Source organism: Pseudomonas sp. TE3552 (assembly GCF_056278945.1).
Genome location: NZ_JBWBQJ010000001.1, coordinates 4,818,004 through 4,832,136, shown reverse-complemented (window position 1 = coordinate 4,832,136; position 14,133 = coordinate 4,818,004). Strand labels below are relative to the sequence as shown.

The following is a 14,133-nucleotide window of genomic DNA, read 5'->3' as shown; positions in this document are numbered from 1 at the left end:
TGGTTGTGCAGAGACTGACTGTGGCGAGGGAGCTTGCTCCCGTTCGAGCGCGAAGCGCTCGCCATGAAGTCTGCGCCGGATGGTTTTGGGGCCGCTTCGCAGCCCAGCGGGAGCAAGCTCCCTCGCCACAGCTTATGCATCGCCGGCAGCCTCCAGCAAAATCCGCCCGCTGGAGCAGGTGGCGGTTTCATTGCGATAGGCGAAATACAATTTGCCACGCACCGGGTCGAAGCGCAGGTGCAACTGGACTTCATCGCCAGGACGCACCAGTTGCTGAAATTTCAGCACTTCCATACCGGCGAATTTTGCCGGCAGATTCATCAATTGCTGGCCCAGGCTCAACGCCCAATCCACCTGCACCACGCCGGGCAATACCGGCGCCCGGGGAAAGTGCCCGCTGAAATATGCCAGGTCTGGCGGGACGGCCAGTTGCAGGCTCCACTCGCCATCGACTTCGACCTGCTCCAGCACTTGCGGCGCCTTTGGGCGGGGCGCCAGCAGCAAGGCTTCAACTTCGGCCTGGGGCAGTTTGCCCTGTGCGTTCAGCGGCAGTTGCCGTAGCAAACGCCAGCGTCGTGGCAGGGCCAGCGTTTCACAGTGCTGGCTCAGATGCTGGCGCAATGCTTGAGTGAGGCTGCGTCGTCCCTGATTGCGCAAGGCATACAAGCCTTGCTCGCTGAGTACCAGCAGCGCACCTAAGGAGGCGCGATTTTCCTGAACCACACCGAGGCGCGCTTCGGCGACCCAGTGGTGAGCCATCAGCGCTTGTTCGAGCATCGGTAGCGAGATACGTTTTTCTTCCAGTTTGACGATCCGGTCCAGCCGTCCCAACAGCTCGAAACGGCCGTCGGCGGCGATGCGCGCGGCATCGGCGGTGTGTTCGATATGGCCCGTTGGCAAATACGGCGATGCGATAAGCAGGGCGCCGTCGCTGTCCTGGCTCAGCTCCACGCTGGCGAAGGGTTGCCAGAGATCCTGCCCCTGACGCCAGGCGATGCCGCCGGTTTCCGAACTGCCGAGGATCTCTGTCGGCCATTGTTGCAGGCGCTCATGCAGGCTTTGCGCCGCGTCGGCGGGCAGCGCGCCACCGGAGGAAAACACTCGGCGCACCGCGCTCAGCGCTGGCCAATCGAGGTTGTCGCCCATGCGCTTGAGCAGCGCCGGGCTGGCGACCCAGGCGAAGGCCGGGTGTTCGCGGCTGGCGCGTTGCAAGTCTTCCGGGAAGGCCAATTGCTTGCGTACGAACGCGCGCCCGGCGCATAACGGCCACAGCACCCGAAACAGCAGCCCGTAGATATGCTGGGTGGCGACGCTGCCGATGATGCAGGCTTCGCCCAGATCAGCGCCCCACAAATGCTCCAGCGCCTGAACTTCATTGGCCAGTTGGCGCAGGGTTTTATCGATGCGCTTGGGTTCGCCACTGGAGCCGGAGGTGCACAGGCTCAAATGACAGCGATCCAGATCCAGTGGGACGGCCGGTAGCGGTGGATGCCGGTAATCGTTCAGGTGCGCATCGTCGGCCTGATCGCTCAGCCACAGATCGACCTCGCTCGACCAGCGCTGGCGTGTCTGTGCTTGCAGGTCGGCGGGCAACAGCACGCGGACCCCGGCACGCCAGGCGCCGAGCAGGGCGATGGCCAGGTCGGCGGCGTCCTCAAGGTGCACGGCCATGCGCTGCACGCCCTGAGCTTGCAGGCCGGCAGCCAGGCTCAAGGCCTGTTCGCACAGTTGCGCGTGATTCAGCGCCGGTTCGGCCGTCACGACACGGTCCGGCCGAGCCTTGAGCAACAGTTGCTCAAGTTTTATCCAATTCATGGGTGGCCTCGTACCCGTTGTCGTATGAGCCATTCAATGGCAAACATCAGGCCGATCAATCCATAGGAGATCAGGCCGGTGTACAACATCCACCAACTCAGCGGCGCCCAAAGGGTCAGGGCGGCGGCGCACAAGCCGTTGCAGAGAAAAAACACGCTCCAGGCAATCGTCACCTGGCGGGTATAGCGAATGGCCCTGGCCGGTAATTCCGGCTCTCGCAGACGGGCCAGGCGCTCGGCCATCGGCGGGCCATATTTCAGGCTCAGACCGAACAGCGCCAGCATGAACGCGCTGATCAACACCGGGTACCAGCGCAACAGCGTCGGGCTGTCGAACACCGCCAGCAGCAGGCAGAACGCGATGGCGACCATGGCCATCCACAGGCTGCCGGGGCGCCGTTCGCCGGTCAGCGCCCGCGCCAGCCACAGGCTACCCAGCAGCAGGCCGAACTGCCACGGGGCGAAATGCTCCATGCCGAAATACACCGCAAAGGGGTACAGCAGACCTGCCAGCAGCAGGCCAAGGCCGATCAGTCGGCTCATGCGGCTGGTTGAACCAGACGGTAGACCGCCTCGACCACGTCGCTGACGGTACGCACCGATTTGAATTCTTCGGCGGCGATTTTCTTGCCAGTCTGGCGCTTGATGTGATCGATCAGGTCGACCGCATCGATGCTGTCGATTTCCAGGTCCTGATACAGGTTGGATTCCGGACTTATGCGCTCGGGGTCCAGCTCGAAGAGTTCGACCAGAGCATCGCGCAGGGTATTGAAAATATCGTCACGAGTTTGCATGGTCCGGTCTCAAGCTGCCTGTTTTGCAGTGACGAACGCCGCAAGGCTCGCCACGTTGGTGAAGTGATTACGGGTGTCCTTGGCGTCGGCATCGATTTTGATGCCGTACTTTTTCTGGATCGCCAGGCCGAGTTCCAGGGCATCTACCGAGTCCAGGCCCAGGCCTTCGCCGAACAGCGTCTGGTTGTCGCCGATGTCGTCGACGCTGATGTCTTCGAGGCCCAGTGCTTCGATGATCAGTTCTTTTATCTCACGGTGCAGATCGCTCATCTTCGGCGAGCTCCTTAATAAAGTAATGGTGCAAATAATCATTGAGCTTGCGCGAGGCCTGAGGCGCAGGCCCCTGCGTAGCGAAGGCCTGTGGGTCTATATCGGCCCCGACGCGAAAACTGAAGTGCACGCGGCGTTTGGGAATGCGATACCAGGGTTCGGCCTTGGTCAATGTGGTCGGGCTGACCTTGATGATCACCGGGGTGAGGATTCTCGCACCGCGCAGCGCGATTGCCGCAGCCCCCCGATGAAAGGCCGGTGGTTGGCCGGGTTTGGTCCGGGTGCCTTCGGGGAATATGATCAGGGTCTGACCGCTTTTCAGCGCCTCGGCAGCGGCGTCGAGCATGTCCATGCTGCCATCGTTGCTGATGTATTCGGTACGGCGTAGCGGGCCGCGGGTGAACGGGTTTTCCCAGAGACTTTTCTTGACCACGCAGTTGGCGTGGCGCACCAGGCCGATCAGGAACACTACGTCGATCAGCGAGGGGTGATTGGCGACGATCATCTGGCCTGGCCGTCCAAGTTTTTCCGCGCCCTGAATGTCATAGGTCAGCACGCCACTGCGCGCCATGAACCGAATGAAAAACCAGAAACACCGGCTGACCGTATGTCGCGCACGCTGACGATGAGCCTGAGCGTCTCCCGGCAGGCAGTTCAACAGCGGGAACACCACCAGTCGCAGGCACAAGCTGCTCAACCCGAACAGGGTGAAGCTTGCGGCAGTGGCCAGCAGGCGCCAGTAATAGGCGTCGCGGTTTTTATCGGTTACGGGTTGCGTTGCCAGGTCCATACACGATTTTTCCAGGCATGTTGGCAGGTAGTCTGCTGGCCGAGCAGGGTACGCAACAGATTCAGGGCATGGGGCCAGTGGGGTTTGGACAACGCCTGCGAGGTGCTGTTCAGTGACAGCTGCCACTCATTACCGGGTGTGATCAACAGGCCAACCGCATAAGGGAATGGCACATCGTCGATCCAGGCCGAGTAGGCAGTCGGCGGTTGCTCTTCGGTCACTACCACCAGTACCGCGGGGGCGCCTTCGGCCAGCAGCGCCGCCGCCTCCAGCATGCCGTGTTCAAGGCCATCGCCGGCCGCGGCGAGAGCAGTCATTTCGCTGGTTTCGCCGCGCATGATCGACCACAGGCCGATGACCGCGTTGTGCACCGACAGGCTGAACTGGGTGGGCGACAACGGTTGGTCGGTGGCCAGGTCACTGAGGATTTCGAAGGTGCGCGGGGTTTCACCGTGGCGGGAAATAAAGACCAACGGTAGGTCCTGGTGAGCTCCGGCCAAGGGCCAGCCGACACTGAAAGCCATCCGCGCCAGACGGCTGAGTCGTCGGCGTTGCATGGCCGGCAGAAACGACACATCGGGGGCAGCATCGCTGCGCTCGAGCACGACCGGTTGTCGGCTCCAGGCCTGCCAATCATCCACGCTTTCAAGCCCGGGGGCCCATGCGCGCCATTGGGCGATGTTGAAGTTGATCACAGACATTCATCCCGCCCCTGCGGGCTTCCTTGACGCGGTGAGTCGCAAAAACCACGGCTGACCTTACGTGGCGCTTAACGCCGAGTGGGGCGCATTATCCCGGTGCAGCGGGCGTGTAGCAAATACTGGTTACATTTTGCGCAACGAAATGTACCGTCTGGTTCGCGAAAAAAAGCTGTCGTTTGGCCATTATCCACATTGCAGCGGGCGCGTCTGTCGGCTCTATCGGTTATCGATGGACGCGTTGGCAGCTTTTTCAGCGGGAAATTTACCAATGACTGTGTAGTCCAGATGCCGGCGAGGTAGCTAAGCAGCGCCGTGGACTACTACACTCGGTCATTCTTTGGTACACGGAGGTTTTGACATGCGGCGCGTGGTGTTCAATCAGAAAGGTGGCGTGGGCAAATCGAGCATTGCCTGCAATCTGGCGGCGGTCAGCGCCAGCGAAGGCTATCGCACGCTATTGGTGGATCTCGATGCCCAGGCCAACTCCACTCAGTACCTGACGGGGCTCACCGGCGATGATATTCCGATGGGGATCGCCGACTTCTTCAAGCAGACCCTGTCCTCCGGGCCGTTCTCGAAGAAAAACCAGGTCGACATCTACGAAACCCCGTTCGACAACCTTCACGTCATCACCGCCACTGCCGAACTGGCTGACTTGCAGCCCAAGCTTGAGGCCAAACACAAGATCAACAAGCTGCGCAAACTGCTCGAGGAACTGGACGGCGATTACGACCGAATCTATCTCGATACCCCGCCAGCGCTGAATTTCTATGCCGTCTCGGCGTTGATCGCCGCTGATCGTGTGTTGATCCCCTTCGACTGCGACAGTTTCTCGCGTCAGGCACTGTATGGCCTGCTGGCGGAAATCGAAGAATTGAAGGATGACCACAACGAAGGGCTGGAAGTCGAAGGCATTGTCGTCAATCAGTTCCAGGCCCGCGCCAGCCTGCCCCAGCAAATCCTCGACGAACTGATCGCCGAAGGGCTGCCGGTACTGCCGGTGTACCTGGCGAGTTCGGTGCGCATGCGCGAATCCCATCAGGCCAACACGCCGCTGATCCACCTCGACCCGCGGCATAAACTGACCCTGCAGTTCGTTGAGCTGCACAACCTGCTGGAAACTGCCTGATTTGCTCCTACCTTTTGTTGAAGGGGGTTCAAATCCCCTGACAGCGCAACCAGCTCATCAGCTGTGGTAATGGGAACGCCCCGCTCTGGCGAGCCACTTCCCGGCCGTTCTTGAACAGAATCAGGCTGGGAATCGAGCGAATCCCCAGCTGCGCCGACAGCTGCTGATTCGCCTCGCTGTCCAGCTTGGCCAGCCGACACTTGCCCGCCAATTGCCCCGCCGCCTGCTCGAACACCGGCGCAAACGATTTGCACGGCCCACACCAGTCTGCCCACACATCCACCAGCAACGGCAGATCGCCCTTGATCTGACTGGCGTAATCGCCTTGCTTCAATTCGAATGGCTTGTTCAACAGGACTTCGGCCTTGCAGCGACCGCATTTCGGATGGTCGTTGAGACGCTCGGCAGGGATGCGGTTCAGGCCGTTGCAATGGGGGCAGGGGATGAGGAGTGGGTCAGTCATGATTGGCTCTTAGTTGGGCAGTCTATGAAACTGATCTGGAGTCGAAGGTGGTCTTTATCAAGGCGATAGGTTTTAGACCATTATCTTCTTCGGTTGCGAAGAGGGCTTTTCCACTCACGACGAACAACTGATCTCCAAATGCTTGCCCCATTCCGGTGGGCGCTCAGCGTAGCTCTCCATCCCCGGTTGTTCCTCGAACGGATTGCTCAGTACTGCATGCAAACGACGAACTTCTGAATAGTCGCCGCTTTGCGCCGCATCGATGGCTTTCTGCGCCAGATAGTTGCGCAGGATGTACAGCGGATTCACCGCATGCATTCGTTTGCGGCGCTGTTGCTGATCAATCACGCCCTCACGAGCAACCCGAGCGATGTAGAGCTCGCCCCAGGCATCGAAACCCTTGATGTCGACGAAGTCATCGCGCAAGCGGGCGAGGGCCTGCTCCGGTGACTCGTCGCCGAGGCGGCGGAAGAACAGGCTGTAATCGACGCCGCTGTTCTGCATCAGTTGCAGCAGGTGTTCCAGCAGTTTCTGGTCGTCGTCTTCGGCAGTGGTTAGACCGAGACGACGGCGCATCAGGTCCAGGTAATGGGCCTGGAACAGTGGCAGGTACAGGCCGAGGGTTTCGCGCAGGGCTTCGACGCTGATGAACGGCGTCAGGGCCTGGGCGAGGGCGCTGAGGTTCCACTGGCCGATCGGCACCTGGTTGCTGAAGGAGTAACGGCCCTGGTCATCGGAGTGGTTGCAGATGAAGTGGGCGTCGAAGTCGTCGAGGAAGGCGAACGGGCCGAAGTCGAAGGTGATGCCCAGGATCGACATGTTGTCGGTGTTCATCACGCCGTGGCAGAACCCATAGGCCTGCCATTTGGCGATCAGCTCGGCGTTGCGCTCGACGATTTCGCGGAACATTGCCAGGTACGGTTCCGACTGTTCCAGGCAATGCGGGAAGTGCATGGCCAGCACGTGCTCGCCGAGTTCTTTCTGCTGCTCGGGGCGCTTGGTGTAGTAGAAGAATTCGAAATGCCCGAAGCGCACATGGCTCGGCGACAAGCGCAGGACCATGGCCGCGCGTTCCTGTTTCTCACGCCAGACCGGCGTGTCGGAGCCGATCACGCACAGTGCGCGCGTGGTGGGAATGTTCAGCGCATGCAGGGCTTCGGAGGCGAGAAACTCGCGGATCGAGGAGCGCAGCACCGCCCGTCCATCGCCCATGCGCGAGTAAGGCGTCTGGCCGGCGCCCTTGAGGTGCAGGTCCCAATGCTCGCCGGCGTCGTTATAGACCTCGCCCAGTAACAGGCCACGACCGTCACCCAGTTGCGGGTTATAGGAACCGAACTGATGCCCGGAATAGACCATCGCCCGCGGCTCGGCTTCGGCCCACAGCTTGTGGCCGCCGAACAGTTCGGCGAACACTGGTGTTTCGGCCTCGGCCGGGTCCAGGTCCAGCAGCGCCATGGCGGCGGGGCTGGCGACCACCAGTCGCGGAGCAGCGATGGGCTCAGGCAGCACATGGGTTGAGAACGCGTCGCCCAGGCGGGCGAAGCGATTGTCGAAGGTCAGTTCGTCGAGGGCTTTCAACGGCCATCTCCAGCAGAATGTCCGAGCATTCTGCTAGGGATAGAGCGCTTAGTCGAGTTCGACAGGTGGCGGCTCGCTCCGCGGTTTGCTGGCGGCCACCGGCATGATGGTTTTGGTTTCCGGCTCGATCGGCACCATTTTGTATTCCTGGCCCTGAAGGTTCTTGAGGTAGACCTCCATCTGCCGGAACGAGATGTTGATGTGCTGCTTCTTGAACTCGCGATTGATGAAGCGGTTAACCTCGTCGAGTACCGGGTTACGGTCGCCGAGGTCACGCACATGCATGCGCAACTCGTGGTCAAGGGTGCTTTCGCCGAAGTTCAGGAAGTACACGTGAGGCTCCGGGTCCTTCAGCACGCGCGGGTTATCGCGCGCCGCCTTGAGCAGCAGTTCTTTCACCAGGTCCAGATCCGAGCCGTAGTCGACGCCGAGCTTGAGGGTTACCCGGGTGATGGTGTCGGTCAGGGACCAGTTGATCAGTTGCCCGGTGATGAACGTCTTGTTCGGGACAATGATGTCCTTGCGGTCGAAGTCGGTGATGGTGGTGGCGCGGATGCGGATCTTGCTCACCGTGCCCGACAGGTTGCCGATGGTGATGGTGTCGCCGATCCGCACCGGGCGTTCGAACAGGATCATGATACCGGAGATGAAGTTGGCGAAGATCTCCTGCATCCCGAAACCGAGACCGACCGACAGCGCCGCCACCAGCCATTGCAATTTGTCCCAGCTCACGCCGAGCGTGGACAGGGTCGAGACAAAACCGACGCCCGCGATCACATAGGACAACAGCGTGGTCGTGGCGTAGGAACTGCCCTGGGCCAGGTTCAGCTTCGACAGCACAAACACTTCCAGCAAACCCGGCAGGTTGCGCGCCAGTGCAAAGGTGATGCCGATGATGATCAGCGCGCCGAGCATGTCACCGATACTGATCGGCACCATGCTCATGTTGGCACCGGTGCCACTGGTGTATTCGTAGAGGGTGATGTTGTCCAGGTACGAGAACACCGAGATCAGGTCCGACCAGACCCAATACAGCGCCGCGATGAAACCGCCGAGCAGGGCCAGGCGGATCAGACGCAGGGACTGCTCGTTGACTTTCTCGATGTCCAGGGTCGGCTCTTCGATCACCGCTTCACCGTCGCCGGCCTCTTTCGCGGCCTGCCGTTTGGCCAGGGCGCGTTGATAGGCCAGGCGCCTGGCCGCAACGCTGAGACCACGCACGAAGGTGGCTTCGATCACCAGCCAGAACATCAGCAAGTAAAGCGTGTTGATCAACCGGTCGCTGAGTTTCAGCGCGGTGTAGTAGTAGCCAAAGCACACGGCAACGAACAATGCGACTGGCAAGATGGTGAACAGAACCCCCACCGACTTGCGGAACAGCGATGCGTTTTCGTGTGTCGGGCTGCTGACCAGCAGGCGGCTGAGCAGCCAGGCCATCAAGGCGTAGCAGGTCAGCACCACCGGCATGCCGAGTACGTCATCGGCTAGTATCGCCGGTTGCAGTTCAGCGACTGCCACCACGGTCACCAAGGCCATCACCACCAGCCCGAGCCGGCGGATCCAGCCCTGAAGGAATTCGACCTGAGGTTTTTCCCAGCGGAAATGCAGTTCAGCCACGCCACCCGGCGCGAGGATGCGGTAGGCGGTGTAGAACACCAGCCAGGCTTGAGCCATCTGCAACAGCGCCGCACCCATATTGGCGTTTTGCCCACGGGCGTCGATCTGCAAAGCCAGGCCGCACAAGGCCAGGCCGAGGGATACCGGCATCGCCAGCAGGATGTTGATCAGAATCGCTTGGGGGGTATGCCACTGGCTGTCGCGCTTGAAATGGCCGATGTCCTGGTGAACCTTGTTCAGGCGGGCATAAAGATTTTTGCGGCGCCACAGCAGAGCGCCAATCAGAAAGGCCAGCGGCAGGAACAGTAGCGGCCGCTGCGTCAGGCCATCGGTCAGTTCGCTCAGGCTCGAGGCCCATGGCAAGGTAGTGACCTGACGTTCCAGGCGCTCCGGCACGGCGTGTATCCACTCAAGATCCAGCGGCTTGTTGCTGGGAATCCAGAACATTTGCTCATCGAGGGTTGCCCGCAGACTTTGCGCGGTGCTGAGCAGTTGTTTCTGGTTGAGTTGCAGGGTGATGGACTCGTTGAGCACCGCGCTCAATTCGCGATTCAAACGCTCCAGCAGGTCCGCGCGGGTGGTGGCCAGTTCCAGCAGGCTCTTGCGCAGTTGCGGGGTGACTTGCTCGGGCTGTTGAGTCGCCAGCAAGTTGTCGACATAGGTTATCGGGTTGCTGAGCAGTTCCCGCTGCTGACTGACTTCGAACTGATACAAGCGAATGTCGGCAATCTGATCCGCCAGATCGCGGTCGAGCCTGAGACGCGGCAGGGCCTGTTTCTGTTTGTAGAGAATCTTGGAGAGCAGCAGGCTGCCCTTGAGGACGTTGATCTGCTCGTCCAGCGCTGAATCGCTCTGGGTCACGCTGTCCAGTTGCTGCTTGGTCTGCAGGTTCTGTTGAGTGACTTCGTTGAGGCGGTCGGTGCTTTTGAGCAGGTAGTCGGAGAGCTTCAGGTTGGCTGCGCTTTCGGTGGCCAGCAGGCTGCTGCCGCCAGCCTTCTGCGCTTCGATGGATTGCTGGGTCACCGTCTCTTGCGACTGGGCCAGGCGTTTCTGGTTGATCAGGGTCTGCAGGTCCTGGATTTCCTGGTCCAGGCGTGCGGATTTTTCCGACAGCAAGTCATGCTGGCTGTTGCCCAGATCCTGCAACTGGCTATTGCCGGCCAATTCCTGACGACGCAGCGGGATCAAGGCGTTCAGCGCCGCGAGTTCGGCGTTGAGCTGATCGCGTTGCTCGGCGGTCAAGGTCTTGCCGCTGTCCTTGCCGAGCTTGAGGGTGTTGTTGATCTGCTGGATGCGCGTCTGGCTGGCAGATATTTCGGCCTGGGCGCGTTCGGGGCGGGTCTGTGCGGTGATGATCAGACTGTTCGCTTCGGCCAGGGCTTTTTGCAGATCGCTCTGCTGGGTGGAGCGTTCGGTCAACAGTTGTTCGAGCTGCTGAATCGTCTCTTTGGTATAGCGCTGTCCCACCGGCACCACTTTGGTGGCCTTGAGGCGGGTCAGTTCACGCTGGTTCTCGATGTTCTGCCTTGGTGCGTTGGCCAACTGCTGCTTGAGATTGATCAGCTTCTGATCGTAATCGCTCTGATTGTTGAGCTGGGTGAGCGTGCTCTGCAGCACGGCTTGCAGGGCTTTCTGATCGGCTTCCGGCAGTTTGCGGTCGGCGATCTTGTCCAGGCTCGCCTGCACGGCTTCGCTGGAGGGCGGCTCGGCAGCTTGCAGATTGCTTATGGAAAGACTCAAGCCCAGCAGGGCCATGATGAAAAAGGTGCGCAGAGTTGACATAAAGACCGATCAAAACGAGACGAAGAATGGAGTTTAGAGGAACAAGCCGGGGCCGGGGCGACTTCCTTCGGGAAATCTGACGCCCACTTTACCGATCTTGTTCCCTTCCATGACGGCGACGGTCCACAGGGTGTTGTTCCATTCCACCTGGTCACCGACGACTGGAGCACCGCCCACTTTCTGGGCAATGAAGTGGCCCAGGGACATGTTCGGGTCGATGCCTTCGACTTTCAACCCGTACAGGGCAGCAACCGCGCCCAGTTGGGCATCTCCTTCGAGTACGAAGTCGCCGAAGAAGCGCAAATCCAGCCCCCGTTGCGGGGCCTGACTGAAGAGTTTTCCGAGGGCCGGAAGGTTGTGTTCATGGCCGATCACGCAGAGCAAATCATCGACTTCGAGTACCGTACTACCCGACGGATGGAGCAGTTGCTGGCCACGAAACAGGGCTGCGATACGGGTGCCTTCGGGCATTTTCAGCTCGCGAAGGGGAGAACCGATGCACCATTTCTCGGCTCCGAGGCGATAAACGAACAGCTCCCACTCGCTGGTGACATGCACTTCCAGCGCTGATCGGGAGATGGGCAGGGGCTCCGGCGGGACGGTCACTTTCAAGAGCTTGGCGACCCAGGGCAGGCTTGTGCCTTGCACCAGCAGCGACACCAGCACGATAAAGAACGCCAGATTGAAATAGAGCTGCGCATTGGGCAGCCCCGCCATCAGCGGGAACACCGCCAGAATGATCGGTACGGCGCCGCGCAGTCCAACCCAGGAGATGAAGGCCTTTTCGCGCCCATGGAACGCCTTGAAGGGCAGCAGGCCGACCAGGACCGATAGCGGACGGGCAAACAGAATCATCCACAGCGCCAGGCCCAGCGCCGGCAGGGCAATCGGCAGCAGGTCATGGGGCGTGACCAGCAGTCCCAACACGAGGAACATGCCGATCTGGGCCAGCCAGGCCATGCCGTCGAGCATATGCAAAATGCCGTGACGGCTGCGCACCGGACGGTTGCCGATCACCAGGCCGCACAGGTACACCGCCAGAAAGCCGCTGCCGTGCAGGGCGTTGGTCAGGGCGAACACAACTAATCCGCCGGCGATGACCAGAATTGGATAAAGGCCGGTGGCTAAATGGATGCGGTTAACCAGTTGCAGCATCAGCCAACCGCCGCCCAGGCCGATGACGCCGCCGATACCGAACTCACGCAGCAAGTGCCCGAGCAGGCTCCAGTGCAGGCCGGTCTGACCGCTGGCGAGCATGTCGATCAGGGTTACGGTGAGGAACACCGCCATCGGGTCGTTGCTGCCGGATTCGATCTCCAGGCTCGCGGTCACCCGTTCGTTCAGGCCTTTGCCGCCCAGCAGCGAGAACACGGCCGCGGCATCGGTGGAGCCGACGATGGCGCCGATCAGCAGGCCCTGAATCAGGTTCAGGTTGAATAACCAGGCCGCCGCCATCCCGGTCAGCCCGGTGGTAATCAACACCCCCACCGTGGCCAGCGACAGTGCCGGCCATAACGCCACGCGAAAACTCGCCACCCGGGTGCGCAAGCCGCCGTCGAGCAGGATCACTGCCAGGGCGAGGTTGCCGACCAGATAGGCCGTGGGGTAGTTATCGAAAATAATACCGGCGCCGTCGACACCGGCTGACATGCCCACCGCGAGGATGATCACCAGAATCGGGATAATAATACCGAGGCGCGATGAAAGTGAGCTCACCAGAATGCTCGCACCTACCAGCAACGCGCCGATCAAGAACAGGCTGTTGATGGTCGTTGCATTCAAAGGCAGTACTCCAGAAAGCTAAAGGCGGGCACAAACTGACCATGCAGTCTGCGTGCCAGCGATTCTAACCTGTTGAAATGTGATGCTGTCAAAAAGCTTTTAACGGCGATCATCCCCTGTGGCGAGGGGGCTTGCCCCCGTTGGGTCGCGCAGCGACCCCAAAGCCGGCGCTGCGGTGCGCCAGGTTCAACGCGTGGGTTAATTTGCGACTGCTTCGCAGCCGAACGGGGGCAAGCCCCCTCGCCACAGGGGGGAGCCGTTACAGACTAAACCGCCCAACCATGTTGTTCAGGTCCAGCGCCAGGCGCGACAGCTCATTACTGGCCGCACTCGTCTGGTTGGCACCGGTGGCCGATTGCACCGACAGGTCACGGATGTTCACCAGATTGCGGTCCACTTCACGGGCCACTTGCGCCTGTTCTTCGGCCGCACTGGCGATCACCAGGTTGCGCTCGTTGATTTCGACGATGGCGCTGTTGATGGTGTCCAGCGACATGCCGGCACCGCGTGCGATGTTCAACGTCGACTCGGCGCGTTCGGTGCTGTTGCGCATCGAATCCACGGCGTGTTCGGTACCGCTCTGGATGCTGCCGATCATGCGTTCGATTTCGCTGGTCGACTGCTGGGTGCGATGGGCCAGGGCACGCACTTCGTCGGCAACCACCGCAAAACCACGACCGGCTTCACCGGCGCGGGCCGCTTCGATGGCGGCGTTCAGTGCCAGCAGGTTGGTCTGGTCAGCCAGGCCGCGAATCACATCCAGCACTTTGCCGATGTCGCGCGACTCGTTGGCCAGATCGCCGATCAGGGTGGCGGTGCTCTGTACGTCGGCGCTCATGCGTTCGATGGCGCTGACGGTTTCCTGTACCAGGTCACGGCCGTCGCCCGCCGAAGTGGTGGCGTTTTTCGAGGCTTCGGAAGTGCTCACGGCATTGCGCGCGACTTCCTCCACGGCGCTGGTCATTTCGTTGACGGCGGTGGCGGCTTGTTCGATTTCGTTATTTTGCTGGGTCAGGCCACGGGCGCTTTCGTCGGTGACGCTGTTGAGCTCTTCCGCGGCGGAGGCCAGTTGTGTGGCGGAACCGGAAATCCGTTGCAGGGTGTCGCGCAGTTTTTCCTGCATCTTCGCCATGGCGGCCAATAGACGACCGGCTTCGTCTGCGCCATCGACCGTGATCGGGCGTGTCAGGTTGCCTTCGGCGATTTCTTCGGCGGCGCTCAGGGCGTTGGCGATCGGTTTGGTGATGCTGTTGGTCAGCAGCCAAGCGAACAGCAGGGTCAGGCCGGTGGCGATGACCAACAGGGTCACCACCAGGTTGAAGGCCGACGAGTACTGGTCGGCGGCTTGCTGGTTGGTGTCGACGGTCTGCTGGGTGTTGATCTCCAGCAAGCGGTTGAGCACGGTGTTTGATG

The 14,133-nt window shown here is 60.8% G+C and carries 12 protein-coding genes; 1 reads left to right on the top strand and 11 read right to left on the bottom strand.

Annotated features, from left to right (window positions below; genetic code table 11):
- Positions 1 to 132: 132 nt before the first annotated feature.
- From ACZ9BB_RS21790 to ACZ9BB_RS21765, 6 genes are read right to left on the bottom strand one after another with little or no spacing between them, the layout of a single operon-like run.
- The gene (locus ACZ9BB_RS21790) at positions 133 to 1,815 is read right to left on the bottom strand and encodes an ApeI family dehydratase (protein WP_476216116.1); all 1,683 of its coding nucleotides are present in this window, start codon (positions 1,813 to 1,815) and stop codon (positions 133 to 135) included.
- A complete protein-coding gene (locus ACZ9BB_RS21785; RefSeq protein WP_476216114.1) occupies positions 1,812 to 2,357 on the bottom strand; it encodes a COG4648 family protein in 546 nt (181 codons plus the stop codon). The genes ACZ9BB_RS21790 and ACZ9BB_RS21785 overlap by 4 nt, the downstream gene beginning before the upstream one ends.
- Positions 2,354 to 2,608, bottom strand: a complete 255-nt coding sequence (locus ACZ9BB_RS21780; RefSeq protein WP_476216112.1) for an acyl carrier protein — start codon at positions 2,606 to 2,608, stop codon at positions 2,354 to 2,356. The genes ACZ9BB_RS21785 and ACZ9BB_RS21780 overlap by 4 nt, the downstream gene beginning before the upstream one ends.
- A 9-nt stretch (positions 2,609 to 2,617) precedes the next feature.
- Positions 2,618 to 2,878: a phosphopantetheine-binding protein gene (locus ACZ9BB_RS21775; protein ID WP_007903179.1), complete on the bottom strand. Its 261-nt coding sequence runs from the start codon at positions 2,876 to 2,878 to the stop codon at positions 2,618 to 2,620.
- A complete protein-coding gene (locus ACZ9BB_RS21770; RefSeq protein ID WP_476216109.1) occupies positions 2,859 to 3,668 on the bottom strand; it encodes a lysophospholipid acyltransferase family protein in 810 nt (269 codons plus the stop codon). The genes ACZ9BB_RS21775 and ACZ9BB_RS21770 overlap by 20 nt, the downstream gene beginning before the upstream one ends.
- Positions 3,644 to 4,369, bottom strand: a complete 726-nt coding sequence (locus ACZ9BB_RS21765) for a beta-ketoacyl synthase chain length factor (protein WP_476216107.1) — start codon at positions 4,367 to 4,369, stop codon at positions 3,644 to 3,646. Before ACZ9BB_RS21765 ends, ACZ9BB_RS21770 begins: the two co-directional genes overlap by 25 nt.
- 358 nt (positions 4,370 to 4,727) lie before the next feature.
- Here ACZ9BB_RS21765 and ACZ9BB_RS21760 point away from each other — a divergent pair, with 358 nt between their 5' ends.
- Positions 4,728 to 5,498, top strand: coding sequence for a ParA family protein (locus tag ACZ9BB_RS21760; RefSeq protein WP_476216105.1), 771 nt, complete (start codon positions 4,728 to 4,730; stop codon positions 5,496 to 5,498).
- A gap of 28 nt (positions 5,499 to 5,526) precedes the next feature.
- Here the strand turns inward: ACZ9BB_RS21760 and trxC are convergent, their stop codons facing one another.
- The 5 genes from trxC to ACZ9BB_RS21735 all read right to left on the bottom strand — a co-directional run bounded on the left by trxC (position 5,527) and on the right by ACZ9BB_RS21735 (position 14,029).
- Positions 5,527 to 5,961: a thioredoxin TrxC gene (trxC, locus tag ACZ9BB_RS21755; protein ID WP_476216103.1), complete on the bottom strand. Its 435-nt coding sequence runs from the start codon at positions 5,959 to 5,961 to the stop codon at positions 5,527 to 5,529.
- A gap of 114 nt (positions 5,962 to 6,075) precedes the next feature.
- A complete protein-coding gene (gene selO, locus ACZ9BB_RS21750) occupies positions 6,076 to 7,539 on the bottom strand; it encodes a protein adenylyltransferase SelO (protein ID WP_476216101.1) in 1,464 nt (487 codons plus the stop codon).
- 48 nt (positions 7,540 to 7,587) lie between these two features.
- Complete coding sequence (gene mscK / locus ACZ9BB_RS21745) at positions 7,588 to 10,938, bottom strand: mechanosensitive channel MscK (protein WP_476216099.1); 3,351 nt, start codon at positions 10,936 to 10,938, stop codon at positions 7,588 to 7,590.
- A gap of 33 nt (positions 10,939 to 10,971) precedes the next feature.
- Entirely contained in the window at positions 10,972 to 12,720 is a 1,749-nt protein-coding gene (locus ACZ9BB_RS21740) for a potassium/proton antiporter (protein ID WP_476216097.1), read from the bottom strand.
- A 259-nt stretch (positions 12,721 to 12,979) separates the two neighbouring features.
- Positions 12,980 to 14,029 carry a methyl-accepting chemotaxis protein gene (locus tag ACZ9BB_RS21735; RefSeq protein ID WP_476218378.1) on the bottom strand — a complete coding sequence of 350 codons (1,050 nt, stop codon included), beginning with the start codon at positions 14,027 to 14,029 and terminating at the stop codon, positions 12,980 to 12,982.
- Between the last annotated feature and the right edge of the window lie 104 nt (positions 14,030 to 14,133).